The organism is Larkinella bovis (assembly GCF_042655385.1).
Taxonomy (GTDB): Bacteria; Bacteroidota; Bacteroidia; order Cytophagales; family Spirosomataceae; genus Larkinella; species Larkinella bovis.
The window spans coordinates 304,723-324,242 of record NZ_JBHSMA010000001.1; the positions used below are offsets into that span (position 1 = coordinate 304,723).

At 52.6% G+C, this 19,520-nt stretch carries 15 protein-coding genes; 9 read left to right on the plus strand and 6 right to left on the minus strand.

Going from position 1 to position 19,520, the window contains the following annotated elements; translation table 11 throughout:
• Positions 1–88 precede the first annotated feature (88 nt).
• The 7 genes from ACFPMF_RS01240 to ACFPMF_RS01270 all read left to right on the plus strand — a co-directional run bounded on the left by ACFPMF_RS01240 (position 89) and on the right by ACFPMF_RS01270 (position 11,072).
• Positions 89–754 carry a hypothetical protein gene (locus ACFPMF_RS01240; protein ID WP_379840607.1) on the plus strand — a complete coding sequence of 222 codons (666 nt, stop codon included), beginning with the start codon at positions 89–91 and terminating at the stop codon, positions 752–754.
• Between the two features lie 162 nt (positions 755–916).
• Positions 917–1,258 carry a PadR family transcriptional regulator gene (locus ACFPMF_RS01245; RefSeq protein WP_379840608.1) on the plus strand — a complete coding sequence of 114 codons (342 nt, stop codon included), beginning with the start codon at positions 917–919 and terminating at the stop codon, positions 1,256–1,258.
• Positions 1,259–1,297: 39 nt separating this feature from the next.
• The gene (locus ACFPMF_RS01250) at positions 1,298–3,934 is read left to right on the plus strand and encodes an ABC transporter permease (protein WP_379840609.1); all 2,637 of its coding nucleotides are present in this window, start codon (positions 1,298–1,300) and stop codon (positions 3,932–3,934) included.
• A gap of 143 nt (positions 3,935–4,077) precedes the next feature.
• On the plus strand, positions 4,078–6,738 hold the full coding sequence (locus ACFPMF_RS01255) for an ABC transporter permease (protein ID WP_379840610.1): 2,661 nt from the start codon (positions 4,078–4,080) through the stop codon (positions 6,736–6,738).
• Between the two features lie 609 nt (positions 6,739–7,347).
• Complete coding sequence (locus ACFPMF_RS01260; RefSeq protein ID WP_379840611.1) at positions 7,348–8,844, plus strand: FAD/NAD(P)-binding protein; 1,497 nt, start codon at positions 7,348–7,350, stop codon at positions 8,842–8,844.
• Between the two features lie 116 nt (positions 8,845–8,960).
• A complete protein-coding gene (locus tag ACFPMF_RS01265; RefSeq protein WP_379840612.1) occupies positions 8,961–10,118 on the plus strand; it encodes a pyridoxal phosphate-dependent aminotransferase in 1,158 nt (385 codons plus the stop codon).
• Between the two features lie 96 nt (positions 10,119–10,214).
• Entirely contained in the window at positions 10,215–11,072 is an 858-nt protein-coding gene (locus tag ACFPMF_RS01270; protein ID WP_379840613.1) for a prephenate dehydrogenase, read from the plus strand.
• Positions 11,073–11,079: 7 nt separating this feature from the next.
• Here ACFPMF_RS01270 and ACFPMF_RS01275 read toward each other — a convergent pair whose 3' ends face one another.
• Positions 11,080–12,336 carry a GTPase family protein gene (locus ACFPMF_RS01275; RefSeq protein WP_379840614.1) on the minus strand — a complete coding sequence of 419 codons (1,257 nt, stop codon included), beginning with the start codon at positions 12,334–12,336 and terminating at the stop codon, positions 11,080–11,082.
• Between the two features lie 180 nt (positions 12,337–12,516).
• Here ACFPMF_RS01275 and ACFPMF_RS01280 point away from each other — a divergent pair, with 180 nt between their 5' ends.
• The gene (locus tag ACFPMF_RS01280; protein ID WP_379840615.1) at positions 12,517–13,290 is read left to right on the plus strand and encodes a hypothetical protein; all 774 of its coding nucleotides are present in this window, start codon (positions 12,517–12,519) and stop codon (positions 13,288–13,290) included.
• 59 nt (positions 13,291–13,349) lie between these two features.
• On the opposite strand, the gene ACFPMF_RS01285 is transcribed toward ACFPMF_RS01280, so the two are convergent.
• Positions 13,350–13,769, minus strand: coding sequence for a hypothetical protein (locus ACFPMF_RS01285; protein WP_379840616.1), 420 nt, complete (start codon positions 13,767–13,769; stop codon positions 13,350–13,352).
• Between the two features lie 306 nt (positions 13,770–14,075).
• Between ACFPMF_RS01285 and ACFPMF_RS01290 the strand changes: the two genes are divergently transcribed.
• The gene (locus ACFPMF_RS01290; protein WP_379840617.1) at positions 14,076–14,420 is read left to right on the plus strand and encodes a hypothetical protein; all 345 of its coding nucleotides are present in this window, start codon (positions 14,076–14,078) and stop codon (positions 14,418–14,420) included.
• Positions 14,421–14,517: 97 nt separating this feature from the next.
• Here ACFPMF_RS01290 and ACFPMF_RS01295 read toward each other — a convergent pair whose 3' ends face one another.
• The 4 genes from ACFPMF_RS01295 to ACFPMF_RS01310 all read right to left on the minus strand — a co-directional run bounded on the left by ACFPMF_RS01295 (position 14,518) and on the right by ACFPMF_RS01310 (position 19,432).
• Complete coding sequence (locus ACFPMF_RS01295; protein ID WP_379840618.1) at positions 14,518–14,970, minus strand: ferritin-like domain-containing protein; 453 nt, start codon at positions 14,968–14,970, stop codon at positions 14,518–14,520.
• Between the two features lie 199 nt (positions 14,971–15,169).
• The gene (locus ACFPMF_RS01300; protein ID WP_379840619.1) at positions 15,170–16,471 is read right to left on the minus strand and encodes a hemolysin family protein; all 1,302 of its coding nucleotides are present in this window, start codon (positions 16,469–16,471) and stop codon (positions 15,170–15,172) included.
• Between the two features lie 88 nt (positions 16,472–16,559).
• Positions 16,560–16,787, minus strand: coding sequence for a hypothetical protein (locus tag ACFPMF_RS01305; RefSeq protein ID WP_379840620.1), 228 nt, complete (start codon positions 16,785–16,787; stop codon positions 16,560–16,562).
• A complete protein-coding gene (locus tag ACFPMF_RS01310; protein ID WP_379840621.1) occupies positions 16,784–19,432 on the minus strand; it encodes a heme lyase CcmF/NrfE family subunit in 2,649 nt (882 codons plus the stop codon). Before ACFPMF_RS01310 ends, ACFPMF_RS01305 begins: the two co-directional genes overlap by 4 nt.
• Positions 19,433–19,520 lie beyond the last annotated feature (88 nt).

Below are 19,520 nucleotides of genomic sequence, written 5' to 3' on the forward strand. Positions count from 1 at the left end.
CAACTAGCGAACGAATCAACCCCAATTATAATCTGTAAACAACAAGCACAATCCCATGAAACCTGTTCAAAAACAACTTGTTCCCGTTATGGCTACCCTTTTGACGGCCGCTTTTCTTTTCATGAGTCTGTCCGTTTCGGCCCAGCCGGATGCGTATTCCACCCGGGAGTCGGGAAAAGGGTACTGGAAAATCCAGACCGATTATGCCACCCGGAGCACGGTTATCCGGTTTTACCAGGGCAGTAATGAACCCATTTACCAGGAAACGCTGCACGGAAAATACGTCAAGCTGACCCGGCGAAACATGCGGCTGTTTGATGAAATGCTGGACCGCGTCATAAACAGCCACTTACTGGCGTCGCAGCTGCGATCGTACGATTTACTGGCTTCCAACGATCTGCGGTTTAGCCGTACTGCGCTGAACGTCGAATCGGCGGATTCGAAGCCGGTGGTGATGACGGATGCCAACCGAACGTTTATGGTCAATCCGCTGGTGAACGAAAAAGGGAAACTACGGATCAATTTCGCCAATCCTGCCGAAAAACCGGTGGTTATTGAACTCACCGATGAAAATGTCCAAACGGTGTATTACAACGAAATGAGCCGACTGGCGGGCTATAACCGGTATTTTGATGTGACGCACCTGCTCAGCGGTCGATACCGGCTACAGGTGAAAAGGGGCAGTGAACGGCTGGCCTATTGGTTAACCATCGACAAACCGAACCGCCGGTATGAACTAAAAGCCGCCCGGTAACTCTTTCTGATCCCTGACCGGCCGGTTGTTCGGGTTCGGACATTCAAACTGTACGAATTCGGACAGCCGGTTTTTGAAAAATATCTAAAACGGCCTGGAATGGCCGTTTTTTGTTTCTGGCAATAGATTTGTTCTACAGAAGTTAATTATATCTCCGACCCCATGAGACGATCGTATTTGGGCGAATTTGAAGAAATCGTATTGCTTACCGTCGCGGTGCTGGGCGATAATGCCTACGGTGTGGCCATCACCGACGAGTTAGACCGGCAAACGGGCCGGGCGGTCAGCATCAGCGCCGTCCACGCGGCCTTGCACCGGCTCGAAGAGAAAGGAATGCTGAAATCACACCTGGGCGACGCCACCGCCGAGCGCGGAGGCCGACGCAAGCGCCTGTTTTCGGTGACGGTGTTGGGCAGCCGCACGTTACACGATATTCGTAGTGTTCGCGAACAACTCTGGGATTCGATTGCGCCAAACGGCTTACCCGCTGTCAGTCTGTTTTAAAAGCGCTGCATTTAATCATTTGCCCGACGCCCGGACCCTATGGAAAATCAAAAACCGCCCCGCTGGGCCGACCGGCTGCTGGAACAGTTCTGCGCTCCCTACCTGCTGGAGGAGGTGAAGGGCGATTTGTACGAGCGGTTTGTGCGGAATGGGCAATTGTTTGGAAAACCGTATGCCCGACGGCAGTACGTCCGTGACGTGCTGAGTTTTTTGAAACCCCGGGCTGGCGGGCCGTTTTTCCAGAATAAACCATCCTCAACGGATTCAACAACATCGTTAATGAACCCCAGTATGCTTCGCAATTACCTGAAAATCGCCTGGCGGAACATCGCCCACAACAAATCGTTTTCAGCCATCAACATCCTGGGCCTGGCCCTGGGCATGGCGTGCAGCCTGCTCATCGGTCTCTGGATTCAGGACGAATTCAGCACGGACCGGTTTCACGCGAACGGCCCCCAGCTGTATAACGTCATGGAGCGCCAGTTCTACGACGGCAAGGTCGAAGCCGGCTCCGGAACACCCGGTTTACTCGCGGATGAACTGAAAAAAGAGTTTCCCGAAATTGCCTATGCCGCCAGTCTCTCGTGGGAGCAGGAGCGTACGTTTCGGGTCGGCGATCAATTGAACAAAGAGAAAGGGCGGGCCGCTGGAGCTGACTGGTTTACGATGTACAGCATTCCGTTGCTGGCGGGTACCGCTGAAACTGCCCTGAATGCTCCGACGAACATTGCCATATCCCGGAAACTGGCCCAAACGTATTTTGGCAGCCCGCAGGCGGCAATGGGCAAGAGCATCCGGATTGATAACAAGGATGATTATCAGGTGAGTGCGGTTTTCGAAATCCCGGAGAACAGTTCGCTGACCTACGACTATCTGCTGACCTGGAAGGATCTGCTGAGTCATAACGAATGGCTGAAGGATTGGGGTACCAGCGTGCCCGAGACCCGTATCCAGCTTGCCGTTGATCGGAACGGGGTTTCGGCGGACCCGGCCCGTTTGGAAGCGAAGATGAAGTCGTTTCTCAAAACCCGAAATCCGGGTCTTCAGGCGAAGGGCGGGTTGGATATTCAGCTTTTTCTGCAACCGTATCAGGACGCCTACCTGTATTCCAACTTCAAGAATGGCTACCAGGATGGCGGGCGCATCGAATACGTCCGGCTGTTTGGTATTGTAGCGGTTTTTATTCTGTTGATTGCCTGCATCAACTTCATGAATCTGGCCACGGCCCGATCCGTCAAACGGGCCCGGGAGGTGGGTGTGCGGAAGGTGGTCGGCGCCGGTCGGAATGGGCTGATTGGGCAGTTCCTCGGCGAAGCCCTGGTGCTGACTTCGCTGGCTTTGCTGATTGCGCTGGGTCTTGTCTGGCTGTTGCTGCCGACCTTCAACGGCTTAACGGAGAAACAGATCACGTTTCAGTTTACCACGGTTTCGTTCTGGGTTTTGCTGTTGGGAATGACGTTCGTAACGGGCCTGATTGCCGGTAGTTACCCGGCGCTCTTTCTGTCGTCGCTCAACCCCATTCGGGTGTTGAAAGGCTCCATCCGGTTTGGCTCCGGAGCGCGGCATTTCCGGCAGGGGCTGGTGATTTTTCAATTTGCCCTGTCGATGCTCCTGATGATCGGAACGATGGTCGTTTACCGGCAAATTGATTTCATCCAGACCAAGAACTTGGGATTTGATCGGGCGGGCATGGTTTATGTGTCGTCCGAAGGGGAACTGGCGGAAAAATACGAAACGTTCAAACAGGAATTGCTGCGTAAACCGGGTATTCAGTCCGTCACGTTTATGGACGGAACCCCCACCAACGGGTTTGGGAGTACGGGCAACGTCCAGTGGCCGGGTAAGGACCCGACGACCAACATCCAGTTTCAGTTTTCTCAGGTCGATTACGATTTCACGAAGACGTTGCGGGTAACCGTTACTGGACGGGATTTTTCGAAGGCGTTTGGTGCCGATTCTACCAATTACCTCATCAACGAAACCGCAGCCCGACGGATTGGATACAAAGATCCGATTGGGAAACCGCTGACGATGTGGGGCAAAACCGGGACCATCGTTGGCGTGGTGGCCGATTACCACCAAAGTTCGATGCACACCGCCATTGAGCCTTTTATCGCCAAATTAAGCAACCAGGCCCAGCGGAAAAACATTATTGTTCGCATTCAGCCCGGTCAGACGAAACAGGCGATGGCGAGTCTGGAAACCCTGGTACGGCAATTTAATCCGCAGTTCCCGTTCCGCTACCGGTTTGCCGATGAAGCTTTCCAGCAACTATATCGGAGCGAAATCCTGGTTGGTACCCTGGCGAATTACTTCGCATTTCTGGCTATTTTTATTAGCTGCCTGGGTTTGTTTGGGTTAGCGGCTTTTATGGCGGAGCAACGCACGAAAGAGATTGGCGTTCGGAAGGTGTTGGGCGCATCGGTACCGAGCATTGTCGCCTTATTGTCCCAGGATTTTCTCAAACTGGTGCTGGCCGCCATTGTTATTGCGTCGCCGGTAGCCTGGTTTGCCATGAGTCGGTGGTTGCAGGGGTACGTGTATAAGATCGACATCGAATGGTGGGTTTTTGCGGTATCGGGACTACTGGCGGTCGGCATCGCCCTGCTGACCATCAGTTTTCAAAGCATCAAAGCGGCTTTGATGAATCCGGTGCGCTCCCTGCGGGCGGAATAAGGAGTTATGAGTTAAGAATGATGAGTTAAAAGCTCCGCTACTCGCAAATCCATTCGCCATGAAATCCAGAACCGAACAACGTGGTCCACAGCCTTCCATTCAACTCTTAATTCATAACTCTTAACTCATAACTCCTGACTCCCATGACTCCTCCCCGCTGGGCCGATTGGCTGCTGGAAGCCTTCTGTGCTCCCCACTTGCTGGAGGAGATTCAGGGGGATTTGTACGAACGCTACGGGCGGGATGTGGTGCGGGTCGGTGTTGCCGGTGCCAACCGTCGATTTATGGCCAATGTGTTGAAATTCATTCGTCCGTTCGCCCTCAAACGCCGGCACCGGGCGGATGCGCATTCCTCACCTTCTTTTCTGCATCCTGTCATGATTCGGAATTACTTCAAAACCGCCTTGCGCAACCTGATCAGGCATAAGGTCAGTGCGTTGATTAACCTGCTGGGCCTTAGTTTGGGCGTTACGGCCTGCCTGGTGATTTACCTTATTACGAATTTTGAACTGAGCTACGATACATTCCATCCCGATCGGGAGCGGATTTACCGGCTGGTCGGTACGGAAAAATTCAATCCCCGGGCCGACGCCCGTCCGGCGGGCTTTGTTCCGAATGCGGTTCCGGCGGCTATCCGGCGCGAGGTGGCCGGGCTGGGGACGGTGGCGGCTTTTCACAACATTGAGTCGGAAGTGCTGATTCCGAACGGTTCGGAAAAACCGAAGCGGTTTGAGCACCGCAATCACAGTGTCGATCCGGCGGAAATCATTATCACCGATCCGCAGTATTTCGACCTATTTAAGTATCAATGGCTGGCGGGTGACCCCAACACCGCGCTGCGTGAGCCGTTCCAGCTCGTGCTGTCGGAGCAGAAAGCCCGGAAATATTTTGGCAATCTGCCACTCGAACAGCTATTGGGAAAGCAGGTGATTTACTGGGATTCCGTGCGGGTCAATGTTGCCGGGATTGTGAAGGAGTGGGACAAACCGACGGATTTTACGTTTACCGATTTTATTTCCATGGCGACGGTTCGGACGAGCCTGTTGAAGAAAAGCATCGACCTCGATCAGTGGGAAGATATCTGGTCGTCCTCACAGGCCTTTGTGAAGTTGCCGGAAGGGGCAAAACCGGAGCAGTTCAACGGCGCTTTCCGGCAGTTTTCCCGGAAACATTTTCAAGGCGAATTCAAGTTCTGGCCGGGCCTGCAACCATTGTCCGATCTGCATTTCAATGCGGACTATGTCGACAATTATTCCCGAAAAGCCCATTTGCCAACCTTATACGGGATGATGGGCGTTGCGGTTTTTATTCTGCTGATTGCCGCCATTAACTTCATCAATTTATCGACGGCACAGTCGGTTCAGCGGGCCAAGGAAGTAGGCGTTCGGAAGGTACTGGGCAGTAGCCGGAAAAGTTTGATTTTTCAATTTCTGAGCGAAACCGCCCTGCTGACGCTGGTGGCCGTGGGAATCGCGATGGTGCTGGTCGACCCGATCCTTTCGGTCTTCCAATCCCTGACGCCCAACGGGCTGACGTTCGATTTGTTCAGTTTGCCAACGCTGCTTTTCCTGGGATTGGTTGCGGTTATGACGGCTTTGCTGGCCGGTTTTTATCCTTCGCTGGTGCTGTCGTCGTATCGGCCGGCCCTGACGCTGAAGGGACAGAGTGCGCTCGTGGGGGGTCAACGCGGGTATTTGCGCAAGGGGCTAATTATCTTCCAGTTTACGGTTTCGCTGGTCTTCATCATCGGAACGCTGATGGTGGAGCGGCAACTCGGTTACATCCGTAACAAGGACCTCGGTTTTTCGACCGCTGCCATTATTGAGGTGAAGTCGGGGCGGGCGGGAAAAACCGAGGTGCTGGCCGAAAAAATCAAAACGCTTTCCGGGGTCGAACGGGTAGCGAAGCAGTGGTTTCCGCCGATGGGCATGAGTTACATGCTAACCAAAATGACGTATTACGGCAAAAAGGAAATGGAACTCGACGTGTCGGCGAAAGTGGGCGACGAAAATTTTATTCCTCTGTACGGGATTCGTTTGCTGGCCGGCCGGAATTTCCAGCAAAGTGATTCACTGCGGGAACTGGTCATCAACGCGACGTTTGCCAAACGGCTCGGTTTCCAGAAACCGGCGGAGGCCTTGAATCAGTTTCTGGATTTTAACGGTAAGAAATACCCTATTGTCGGCGTAGTCGATGATTTCCACGAACAATCCTTCCATTCAAAAATTGATCCGACGTTTATCGGCAATATGCCTCAGGCCCGTAACCTCGGGGTTAAGTTATCCGGCCAGTCGGTCGACGAGGTAAAAACGACCCTGGCCCGTATTGAGGAGCAGTGGAAAGCCGTACATCCCGACAAAAAATTCGAGTACGATTTTCTGGATGAACGGATTGCTAGTCTGTACGAAAAAGAGCAGAAAACCAGTCGGTTAGTCAAAATTGCCACCGCGGTTGCCATCCTGGTTTCGTGCATGGGGCTGTTTGGACTGGCCACGTTCACCGCTGAGCAGCGCACCAAGGAAATCAGCATCCGGAAAGTGCTGGGCGCGTCGGTAGCCGGGATTGTCGCGCTGTTATCCAAAGATTTTCTGAAACTCGTTTTCGTCGCGCTGCTGCTGGCCGCGCCCATTGCCTGGTGGGCCATGACCGAATGGCTGAAAGATTTTGCCTACAAAGTGGCCATCGAATGGTGGGTGTTCGCGCTGGCCGGTGGGCTGGCGGTTTTGATCGCCCTGCTGACCATCAGTTTCCAGAGTATTCGGGCGGCTTTGGCCAATCCGGTGAAGAGCCTGCGGATGGAGTAAGGGCGTACGCAGCGTATATATGTAGCCGGACGGAATAAGTGGGTTCCGTCTGCAGGCTATTGACGGTAATCGTGCAGCCGTGAAGACGAAGTATTGTCAGACATCAACTTGTCGCTAAATAGAAGTGTGAGCGTATTGCTATATGCATATTGGTAAGTCTGTTAATGTACACCTGTAAAGACTGTGTCCCGGGTTGGATCGTATCCCGCAGCCTGTATCGAGGTTAGTTCCTGCGTAGCCGTCTGACCCATGGATGAATCAATCAAATGGAAACAAATTGGGAAGGCGTTGAGAAAAAATGACGCTAAAGTTCGGTAAAACGTCGCTTGACGCGTTTACCGAGCCGATCGAATAACGCAGGATTAGTAGCTCACCTTCTCTTCATCTGTAAGACACTTTCCGGTCAGATGTAGCCAATCATTAAAAAGTAAATACAAAAAAGAGATAAATTATTTGGAAAAGAAATTTAAATATAGTTGTTTGTGAATACAAATAAAGTCTGGTAAATAACTGACAAATGAGTCTTGATATCTTTTGTATGCCACACCTCCAGACGTATTTACGGTATGTAGAAGATGCCCTGATCAGCGACTCAATAAAGCAATCAATATGAAAAAAAACGATTTACATCATGTCGCCATCATTGGTGCGGGTGCAATGGGAGTTGCAGCTTTTATCGCTTTAATACGCCATCAGGCTGCTAAGCGAATTACCCTGATTGATCCCAAATTGCCTGGTCAAGGTATAATTTATGACTGTACGGACCCCGAACTATTGTGCAACACTTCGGTAGATTTGATGGCGGTCTTACCTGTAGAATTTGACGATTTACTACACTATTTATATGATCAAAATCAGCGCCATGTAATGCCTAGCAGCTTTATTCCTCGCTGTCAGGCAGGGACTTATGTGCAGGATCGTTTCAACTATTATTTAGAATTAGCGGAAGGGTATGGTATTGAAGTGAAACAAGTCCGCGATCATGCGCTCCAGATCGTCCGCGATAATGACGGAAGTTACCGGATCGAAACGAATACGGAAAAGATCGTTCAGGTATCGGATGTTCTCGTCTGTAATGGGTATAGCCGGCCACGGATTCCCGAAACGCTTGAGCCCCACATTGCTGAACCCTCTATTTGTATTTCTCCGTACCCGGAACGGAATTTGATCCAGAAAATGAGTCCCCATCATCGCATACTCATCCTGGGTTCAAAATTGTCGGCAGTGGATGCATCCTTAGTTCTTTGTCGAGACAATCATAAAGTTACGATGGTATCTCCTTCCGGAGAACTTCCCGCCGTGCGCAACCACCTTATTCGGAGTCCAAAGCACCTGGTTGAATTCGCCAAATCCGCTGCTCTTGCCATTGATTATCAAAGTGATACTATTGAACAAAAGTTAATTGAGCTGGTCCTAAACACAATCGCGGAGGTTGCTCCAGGGCCCTTGAGCGAACAGATCGCTACGGAAAAGGATACGATTGCATTGCTGCGTAAGGAAATAGAGTTGGCCAAAATGAACAAGATTCATTGGGAGCATACGGTTTTCGCCCTGGTTGGGGCCGTAAATCAGGCCATAAATCCTCAGGACTGGCAATTTGTCAAGAAAGTGAAGGAGCGTTATCAGGGCTTACTTTCCCGGTATGTAACGGCTATGCCAGTGGAGAATGCGCACAAACTCCTGCGGTATATGGAGGAAGGTTGCCTAAAGGTATGTGCCGGGGAGGTAGTCGGGATAGAACGAAACGAAAGCCATTGGTTGGTCAGATGGCGCTCAGGTGAGGTAGATAGCTTCGACGCCATTGTTAGCGCAATTGGCTATTATTATCCCAGCTACCATGCTACCGCCAACACAATCACCTTGCATGATGAACCTCCCCGGTCGCTGAATAGCCCTGAATTAACGGAAGATTTCAGAGTCAAATTTCCGGGATCCAATGAACCTGAACGTATTTGGTATACTGGTATTGCCGCTAACTTTGGCATGCCGGTTGTAAATGGCCTCTTTATTGGCGTGGATCTGGTCAATAAAATTGTACAGAAAATTGTCAAATTACAGGAACAACCTGAGAACACGGCGTCTGAAAGGCAGAAGTCCGCTACCTAGAACATCGTCCTATTCATTTTACGGTTCAGCAGGCTGGATTAAGAACCGCCGATTCATCCATCGCATGGCTAAAAAGTGTACTTTTGCGGCTCAGATCATTTTTAATTCCAGTTCCAGTGATTATTCCAGTCGCTCATCGTGCCGGACAAACGCAGGAGTACTACTTTTCGGTCAAGCTGGCCGAGGTACGCAAACTCCTGGCTGCCGGACACGATGTGATTAACATGGGTATCGGAAATCCCGATATGATGCCGTCTGACAACACCATTCAGACGTTGTTTCAATCCGCTCAGCAGGCCAGCGCCCACGGGTATCAACCGTACAAAGGGACGCCCGGTTTACGCACGGCTATTGCCCGGTATTACGACCATACGTATCAGGTTTCCCTCGATCCCGAAACGGAGATTCTACCCCTGATGGGTTCCAAAGAAGGGATTACGCACCTTTCCCTGACGTTTCTGAACGAGGGCGATGAGGTGCTGGTGCCCGAACTGGGCTATCCGGCCTACCGCGCCGTAAGCAAAATGATCGGGGCTACGGTGAACGAATATCCGCTGCTGGAAACCCAGGGCTGGCAACCGGATTGGGAGGCCATGGAAGGACTGGTTTCCGACCGGACGAAGATCATCTGGCTGAATTATCCGCACATGCCGACAGGGGCCCCGGCCACGCGGAAGCTGTTTGAAAAAGCCGTCCGGTTTGCTCATGACCACCGGATTCTGTTGTGCCACGACAATCCGTATAGCCTCATCCTGAATAAAAAACCGCCCATTAGCCTGTTGGCCATCGACGGGGCGCGGGAGGTGGCGATTGAACTGAACTCGCTGAGCAAGTCGCACAATATGGCGGGCTGGCGCGTCGGCTGGATGGCCGCGGCCAAACCGTATGTCGATGCGGTTTTGTCGATCAAAAGCAACGTCGATTCGGGCATGTTCAAGCCCGTCATGGATGCGGCTGCCGAAGCCTTAACCAATTCGGATCGCTGGCACCGGGAGCGTAATGCGGTGTACGAAGGCCGTCTGGAAGCCGCCATGGCGTTTCTGGATGCGCTGGATTGCACGTACGCCGACGATCAGGAAGGAATGTTTTTCTGGGCCAAATTGCCCGAGTCCGTGCCCTCGGCCGACGCGCTGGTCGACGACTTACTGTATAACAAGCACATTTTTATCGCTCCCGGCTTTATCTTCGGTCCGAAAGGCAATCGGTACATCCGGTTGTCGCTCTGCATGCCGAAAGAGCGTATCCTGGAAGCGGTCCAACGAATTTCAAAATAACACCCCGATGACCCTGATGCCCTCTGATTAACGCTGTGTTACAACTATTAATCAGAGTTAATCAGGGAGTATCAGAGGTCATCAGAGAATTATAGCATGGTCATTTCGATTGTAGGTGTGGGTTTGCTGGGCGGGTCGTTTGCCCTGGCGGTTCGGGAGAAATACCCGAAGGCGAAATTTATTGGCGTTGACGCTTCGCCCGTGCACGGGCAACTGGCCCTGGCCAAGGGCATCGTCGATGAAATGAAACCGCTGGACGAAGCGGTGGCGATGAGCACGCTGGTGGTGCTGGCCACCCCCGTCAACACCATCCTGGAACTGCTGCCGAAAGTCATGGATGAGTTGCCGGAAGGCGCAACGGTGACGGATTTGGGATCAACCAAGGCGTTAATCTGCCAATTGGCGGATAGCCACCCGAAACGTTCCCAGTTTGTAGCCGTTCACCCGATGGCCGGAACCGAGAATTCCGGACCGGGGGCGGCATTCCGGGAGTTGCTGCCGGGCAAAAACCTGATCGTTTGCGATCGGGAGAAAAGCGCTCCCGACAGCCTGAAACTGGTCGAAGCACTCTTCAGCGACATCGGCATGAAGCTCTTCTACATGAACCCGCAGGAGCACGATCTGCACTTGGCCTACGTCTCGCACCTGAGTCACATCAGTGCGTTTGCGCTGGGACTGACGGTTTTAGAGAAAGAAAAAGACGAGCAGGCCATTTTCGATATGGCCAGTACCGGTTTTAGTTCGACCGTCCGGCTGGCGAAAAGTTCCCCGCAGATGTGGGCACCAATTTTCGACCAGAACCGCACGAATGTTTCGAAGGCCCTGGCCGACTACATTGAATTTTTGCAGCAGTTTAAAATTCTGATCGACGAGCAAAAGGTAAAGGATTCCTCCGAATTCATGACCCGGGCCAACCAGATTCGGCGGGTGCTGGAAGGCATCGACCGGAAATAAAACCGGCTCAGGGCGTCGCTTTGGAGGTTTCGCGCTCAGACTTGAAAATCTGCCGGGCGCGTTCGATGCCGGCGTTCTGGATGAAATACGCAATGGCGGCTTTGCCAATGCCCAGGGTCGCGGAGGAAGCAATGCCGGCGGAGATCACGCTTCCACCGCCCGGAAACAGAAATTTGATGGAGGCCCGGGCCACTTCCCGCAGCACCAGCCCGGCACCGATCGTAGCCCCGATGGCCGTTAGAAACTCCCGGGCGGTTTCCTGGCTCAATTGCCGCCCGGCCACGTAGCCGATGGCCGAAATCAGGGCGATTTGCAAACCCGTGATCGGAACAATGTCGCCGAACGGAATCGGAACGGCGGCAATGCCCCCACAAATGGCCGCCACCACCTGCGTCAGCCGGTTGGCCAGCGACTCCTGCAAACTCCGAAGCTGGCTGAGTCGGGCAAACGCCAGCTTTCCTTCCCTGGGTATTTCGTTGAAAATATAGTCGAGCAGTGTATCAATCCGCCAGCGTTCGTCGGAGCGCCGGATGTCGTTCTTCCAGGACTGGTACGACGAAACGCCCAAAACCGTGATCAGCGAATCGTTCAGGTACGGATCGGCTTCGAATTTGGCTTTCAGGTGGTTTTCAATGACGGCCACCCGATCGAGCTTCTCCTGTAACTCATCGGGGTCTTCGTCGGCTGGCTGGTGCAAGCGGACGTTTTTGGGCTCGAGGGTGTCGCAGTGGGTCGCCACCACCATGATCGGGGGGCGGTACGTATGGATTTTTTCGACGGTTTGGCCGATTAGTTTCAGGGCTTCCAGATCCGGGTCGATGCCCGCATCCGCTTCGGTAGCTTTGATCAGAAACAGAATGATGTCCGGCGCTTTCTCCTTCAGGGCCGCCAGAATCGATTCGATGGGGGAAGTGGCCGAATCGGCTTCACGGGGGCTGGAGCCTTCCTGCAAACCGCGCGTATCCAGCAGCTCGATCGTGCCCAGTTCCCCGGAATACGACCACCAGGTGGCCTCCCCGGTTTGCGCTTTTTCGTGACCCACCTCGGCCACTTTCTGGCCAAAAATGGCATTGATCAGTGACGATTTTCCGCTCCCGCGCCGACCGACCAGGGCAAAGCGGGGAGGCCGGGTATCAACCAGCAACTGGCGAAATTCGCGCAACTGCTGACGAACCTCCTTCGCGACCGATTCCGGCACGCGTTCCAGTAACCCTTCCAGTTTCTGGAGCACGTCACTGAGTTGGGATTGCAGGGGTTGACTCATCGGGCTTGGGGTTTTATGTGGTCAAGTATAGGGAAATAACGACTGAAATGTTCTCGGAATTTCCATTATCGGTTAAAACCCGGTACCGAACTGCGGTTTTTTGATGTGATGAGTACATCATTTCCAACGGTTTATACTCAAATGGGGTCTGCCAATCTGACGACCAAACCCCCATCTTTTATGAAAAACCGCTTACTTCTTTTATTCTCTGCTTTGTTCTGGCTGGCCTGCCAGAAAGACGCTTCGGAGTTCGGGGTCGAACCCGGTGGCAATACCTACAATGATGAAGCCTCTCCGGCCCGGAAAGTATTCTGTGGAACCGGAAATTGCGAGGTGCCGATCAACTACGAGCAGTATACCTACAACAAGGAGGGCAAACCCACCCGGATTGAAACCTGGGGACGGGTTTCGGCGGACAGACTGGAAATGCAGGCGTATAGCGAACTGATATACAACAAACACGGCAACCTGGTTGGAAAGATTCGGTACGGAAAGTACGGGAGCAACGGGGATTGGGTGGCCTATGACGAAACCGAATACGAGTATGCCAACGGCGTGCTGAAAGCCGAGCGGAATTATTTTAACCAGCGCAACCCGGAGCAACGCGTGCTGACCGGGTCGGTGGAATACGAGTTTAAAGAGGGCCGGAAAGTAGGGCAGAAGTGGCTGGATGCCAATGGGAACGCAAGCTACCGGGTCGAGTACGAATACAAAGGGGAGGTGCTGACCCGCGAAACCTGGTATTCCAACACGAATAAAGTCATGCGGTATTTTTCGCATTCCTTCGCCGGAAACCGCCGGCACATTAGCGAGCATATGCCAAACCACTCGGAGCTGATTGCGCTGGTGGAAAAAACGTACGACAAAAAAGGACGGCTGTCTACGGAAGAAACCAAAGTGAATAATCCGCTTCTATGCGCAATGATCGCCGGAGTCGTCCGCTACGAATATTGATAATAGGGTTATGAAACCGGAAAGGCAGTCCGATTCGGACTGCCTTTTTTTATGAAAAGTCAGAATCGGTACGAAAACCGCATCGTGTCGTACGAAATTTCGATGGGTTCATTGGAGCGTAGCACCTCCTGATTCAGGATCTGGATTCGGTTGGTGGCGGCATTGTACTGGTAATCTTCATTGGATTTGAGAGCCGTATGGCCGACCACAATGGCGATGGTTTTTTCGTTAATGCCCGGAGGAAGCAAAATTTCGATTTTGAGCGTTTCATTCCCGCCCGGTTGTCCCGGGTTTTGAACAATGAGCGTATGAAAACGCGGGGACGGACGCAGGGCTGGCCGGCTATTCGGCGACCCCATGCGAACGCCATACCGAGGCCCTGCTGGAATGGAATCCAGGCGGGTCGTGGGTGTTGGTAAAACCGTCGCCGAGGTGCTGAACGAACTCACGACAAAAGAAAGAAGGACGATGAATTTCATGATCCGCCGGGGGAAAGTGTCTTGATAGACAACGCGTTTATTCTTCATTTCTGCTGTAAACCCGCGACTATTTTGACATAAAGGACATCTTCTTTGTCTGGAAATGCGGGATTAGTCAAAGACTAACCAAAATCGGGCCGGTTTTGAGGGTTGTCGTATTTTTAAGGGAGAAAGGGAGAGAAGAGCAGGCGAACCGGATCGGTTTTGGGTAAAAAATCTCTTGGATTAATTAAAAATGACCCCGGAAAATGACAAGTAATGCCCATTCGTCGTACATTGTGCGCATTCATCATTCCTTGCACTCCAATGACGCACGCAAACAATGCCGACCAGCTGCTGGACATTACCCTACGGGAACTGAGCACCGATCCGGGCCATCTTCAGCCAATGGCGAATAGTTTTATTGATCAGTGGGTTCGCGCACTGGGCTCGGGCCACCTCGTACTGGATGATATTTCGGATGAACTGGAACAATTGAAAGCCGCGCTGGCCGCGGGAAAAAGCCTGCAGATTGCCGAGTCGCTTCACTCGCTTGCCAAACTGACCCGTAAGAGTCTGGAGGGGGCCGACGAGTCACTCAAAGAAAAACTTCAGGAGTTGGCAACAACGCTGGATGCGGTTTCGACCGGCCTGGGAAGAAAAGGAAAGTGATTGGTAAAGAAACCGTATGAATGATCCGAATACCTGCTGAATAAGGAACCATTTCGCCGTTTCGGGGACTGTTCCTTATTCAGCAGGCCTGGTTGATTTATTCCGTAGCGTTCCGCAACGTGGCAATTTGGTCGCGGGTCTGGCGGAGTTCGTCCAGTTGTGTGCTGAGCGTCTGGCGGATGTAGGAAGGAATTTCCTCTTCTTCCAGCACTTCTTCGTATTCTTCCACGGCGGCATTTTCGCCAAATACGCAGGACTCCAGCACCGTATGGCGGTCTTTTCCGGTAAACGCCGACTTTATGTCGATCCAGGCCCGGTGAATTTTGCTCCCCGCGCTGGTTTCTTCAATGCCCGGGACCTCCCCGCCCATGCGAACAATGTTGTCGGCCAGCTCGCTCCGGAATTTCCGGCTTTGTGAGGTCAGGTTTTTGAAAAGGGATGCCAGTTCGGTGTCCTCAATATCTTCAGCGGCTTTTTCAAAACCGTTGATGCGGTCGTTATTGATTTTGACCAGGTCGTTGAGCGAGTCAACAATTTCGTCGTTTGTCATGATGGTTTTGTTTGCTTGAGTAATATGATTTTAACCGCATCGGATGCCGAATGTTTATTAAAAAATCGTTACTCAAACCGGGAGAAAGCGGAGGTACGGGCGTAGGTTAGACGTCGCGGATGAGCCGCTGATGGTGAGAAATGCAGGGCGGCTGGCTTCGTCGCTGGAGCCGGAAGCCAGGGCCAGGAGCCGTTTGTTCTTACTCCTCCGCTTTGACGATCTGAAGCCTCACCAGATCAATCCGGGCTTCGTTCATCGACAGAATGGTAAACGTAAACGGTGGCATTTCGATGACGTCATTGACATCCGGAATCTCACCGTTGACGGCTAATATTAAACCACCCAGCGTATCATAATCGCCCTCCGGGATGTTCCAGCCGTACTTTTCATTCAGGCTTTCGATCTCATGCCGGGCGCTCAGCAGCCAGGTTGTTTCGTCCAGCTGGCGTTCATCCCAGTCTTCGTTGATATCGTATTCGTCCTGAATTTCTCCGAAAATTTCTTCCACCAGGTCCTCGACGCTGACCAACCCGGAGGTGCCGCCAAACTCATCGACCACCAGGGCCAGACTTTTGCGTTCGGCCAGAAATTTTTCAAGTAACAACCGGGCGGGCATGCTGTCAGGGACGACGCGGATGGGCGTCAGAATGCTTTCAATCGTTTGCGGTTTTTGGAAAAGGGCCAGCGCGTGGCAATAGCCGATGACATTGTCGAGGTTATCGCGGTAGACGATAATCTTGGAATGTCCGCTTTCCTGGAAACAGCGTTTTAACTCCTCAATACTATCTTCAACATCAACCGCCGTGATATCGGTCCGGGGAATCATGCAGTCGCGAACGGACACATTCCGGAAGTCGATGGCGTTGTTGAGTATTTCGGTATCAATATCGATGTTGACGTCCTCCTGGTTGTCGTGGTCGGTCTGCTTCTGCTGGTTAAACTGCTGGAGGTAATGGTTTAAATCGATCAGTCCGAAAACCGGCCGGATTTCGGAATACTGGCTGCCGGGAATGATTTTCACAATGCCTTTGGTCAGCCAGACCATCAGCCGGACAACCGGCGCAATGGCCTTGTAAATGACCCAGATCGGAATCGCCAGTCGCTCCATGAAAGCGTCGGGATGGATGAGCGCCAGGCTTTTGGGGACATAGTCCGCAAACGGCATGAAGAGAAACGTCAGCAGGAACGTCTCGATAACAATCAGCGTAACCGGATGGGTAAACAGTTCGGGGAGGTACGTGGCCAGGAGCGGATTCAGAACCGTCACCCCCAAAACGCCGTACAGGACCAGGAAAAGCGTATTTCCGGTGAGCGTTGTTCCCACGAAGAGGATGGGCTGTTTCAGAAAGGCGGAAACCAGTTTCTCGCCCAATGGCCCCTGTTTGCTGTGCAGTTCGAAGTAGAGCCGGTTAACCGACTGATACGCCATCTCGACCGCCGAGAAAAAACCGGCCAGTACCAGGGCTACGAGTGCGCCAAGCAGAATGCTGTATGATTCCATAGCATCAGAACTCGGATTACCCCGGTGAAAGGATGGACAGAACGGGAGACGGAATCCCGGTTCATCCTTTCATCGGGGTAATCCCCGTTCAGGACTTTTTTTTCTTTCGTTTGGTTGCTTTCACCGGAACCGCCGGTTTTCGACCGGGCGGATTCAGGCGTTGGCCACGAACATACAGAAAACCCAGCAAAAACGCCAGACACAGCATAAGCAGCCAGTAATGTTCGCGAAACGTGCCCGTCCGGCGGAACTCCAGCACCCACAGAATCAAACAACCGAGCGAAAGAGCGCCCAGAATGGTTTCAGGAATTTTCATACGCGATTGACAGAAGGCTTACCGACCGGAGCCGGTTTCTTTTTGTCCCGCGTTTTGGTAAACTCAATATAGCGACGGATGGCGGCCATCGAAAAACCGAGCACCAGCACAAACGTGCCGATCCAGAGCAGGTTAATGAACGGCATTTCCTTGGCTTTCATGACGATATAATCCCGCTGTGTCGTATTGGCCGAGAAGGTAAATAAACCGGTTCGGGGATCGATTTCGTCGAGTTGAATCCGCAGACCGAGTTCTTCATTCGTTTCCGATTTTCGGCCAACCATGCGGTCTTTGATGATAAAAGCCGGTTTTAACACGTATTCGCGTTCCTTGTCAAGTACCCGGATAACGGCCTTCACGGCCGCATCGTTCGGCCCCAGCGGAGTGCCTTCGACGTCGCGGGTTTGCTCGATATTGTCAAAAACCGCTACGTAATCGTTGACAAAAAACGTATCCCTTGGCGCAATCCGGTAGGTTTCCGTGGGACTCCAGGTATCTTCGCTGTTGGGATCGGGCACCGTTGCAACGTAGGTGTACAAGTCCTTGCCGGGCATGCGCCGGATATCCGGCGAGGGCAGAAAACCGCCCGCGCCCATTTGCTCGTTGATCTGTCCGCGCGGAAAGAGGGTAAACACCTTGCCATCCGGTTCGCGGTATTCGACTTCGTAATACGTATTTTCGGGGTGCAGCGCGACGGTATCGCCTTTTTTATGGTAAAGTTTGCCCTGTTGTTCGATATCCCGCAGGGCCACGCCATGATAACTGAATTCCGGGCTGGCCCCCACCAGCGGCTCCACCCAATTGCGGGGCACGTAGTCGGGAACGTCACGGATTTCAATCCGCTGACCCCGGTAGGTCAGCAAATAACCGCTCATTTTTTGCGGTTGATTCAGCCACAAAATGACATTCTCTTTGTTCTCCTTGTTGTCATTTTTCGTGAAATCTTCGCTCTTCGAAATCAACATACCGGTATTGTTGAGCGATACGATTTTGGAGTAGCCCGACGAAAACAGCACGCCGATCAGCATCAGCGCGGCTCCAATATGCGCCACGGCTCCGCCTGATAACCGGTAATTTCCGCGAACAACGCCCCACAAAATGCTGAGGTTAGCGACGATGGCAAAAACCGAAGTCGTGAGCAGGGCCATGAAGGCTGGTTTGGTGATTTTCCCGGCGGCAATCAGGCCACCACTAATCAGGAGCGCTACGACAGCCGGCGCGATCAGGGCGTTCAGGTTGTTTTTACCGGTTTTCCGCCACCAGACAAATTGCCCGATTCCCGTCAGGGCGGCAATGGCGGAGAAAAACCAGATCTGGAATTTGTTATAATGCGCCACCTGATCGGCGGGCATGGCAATGTTCGGGCTAAAACCGAAGGCTTCCCCAATCTTGTTATAAACCGGGAAGGAGGTGGTATTTAGTACCTGAAAACCGGCCAGACAAAGCACGATGGCTCCGATGAACAGCCAGAATTCGCGGGAATAAACCGAGGTTTCTTCTTCGTCCTTTTCGATCAGTTTCCATTTCACGGCAATCAGCGCGATGGCCAGTACCACAAACACCAGCATGTAAATCAGCAATTGCCCCGATAGCCCCAAGTCCGTGAACGAGTGAACCGACGCGTTGCCTAATATCCCGCTGCGTGTCAGGAAGGTGGAGTACAGAATCAGCAGAAAACAGGCGACGGACAAAATAATGGCGGTCTTTAAACCCGTCGAACTCTTCTTGGCGATCAGCATGGCGTGAATGGCCGCAATGAGAACCAGCCACGGCACCAGCACCGAGTTTTCCACCGGATCCCAGTTCCAGTAGCCCCCAAAGTTGAGGGTTTCGTAGGCCCAGTAACCGCCCATCAAAATCCCGACCCCCAGCACCATGGCCGAAAACAATGCCCAGGGGAGGGCGGGGCGCATCCATTCTTTCGGTTCGTTTTTCCATAAACCGGCAATACAGAAGGCAAACGGAATCAGGGTGGTAGCGTAACCGAGGAACAGCGTTGGCGGGTGAATCACCATCCAGTAGTTTTGCAGCAGCGGGTTCATGCCCTTGCCGTCTTCCGGAATGTAGTTGGGATTGCTGGTGAAAATGGGCATATCGGAGAGGGCTTCCCGCAATAGCAAAAACGGCGAACTTCCGATTTTGAAGCTATCGCCAAACACCACACCCAGAATCATCGAGGCCAGAAACGCCTGAACCAGCGCAAAAACCGTCATCATCGGCGCTTCCCACTGGCGCGCCCCCTGGCTGCGCGGGCGATCATCGCGGTTGGTGTAAATCAGGACCACCCCCAGTATCGCGTTCCAGAACAGCCAGAGCAGAAAACTCCCTTCCTGACCGTGCCAGAAACTGGAAATGATGTACTCGGTGGGCAGGGCGCGCGAGGAGTAGTTCCAGGCGTAGTGGTATTCGAAATAGTTATTGGAAATGATGTAAAATAGGCAGCCGACAATCCCCATAATCGCCAGGCCGTGGACAAAAAACGCGCCCCGGGCCAACCAGCGCCATTGGGTTAATTCTGTTTTATTCTGGAGCCAATCAGTCCCCGCCAACGAAATCCGCAGGTAGGCGAACGTTGATATCAGGGCCGTTACAAAAGAAAGGATGACAAAAAGGTGACCAATTTCACCGGGTGTCGTATGAATCATGCTTGAATCGCTTTCATGGTCATCGGGTTAAAAAACTATACGGCTAGCTGGGTACACCTTCCAGCCATTCAGGCTTTTAACCGTCCAA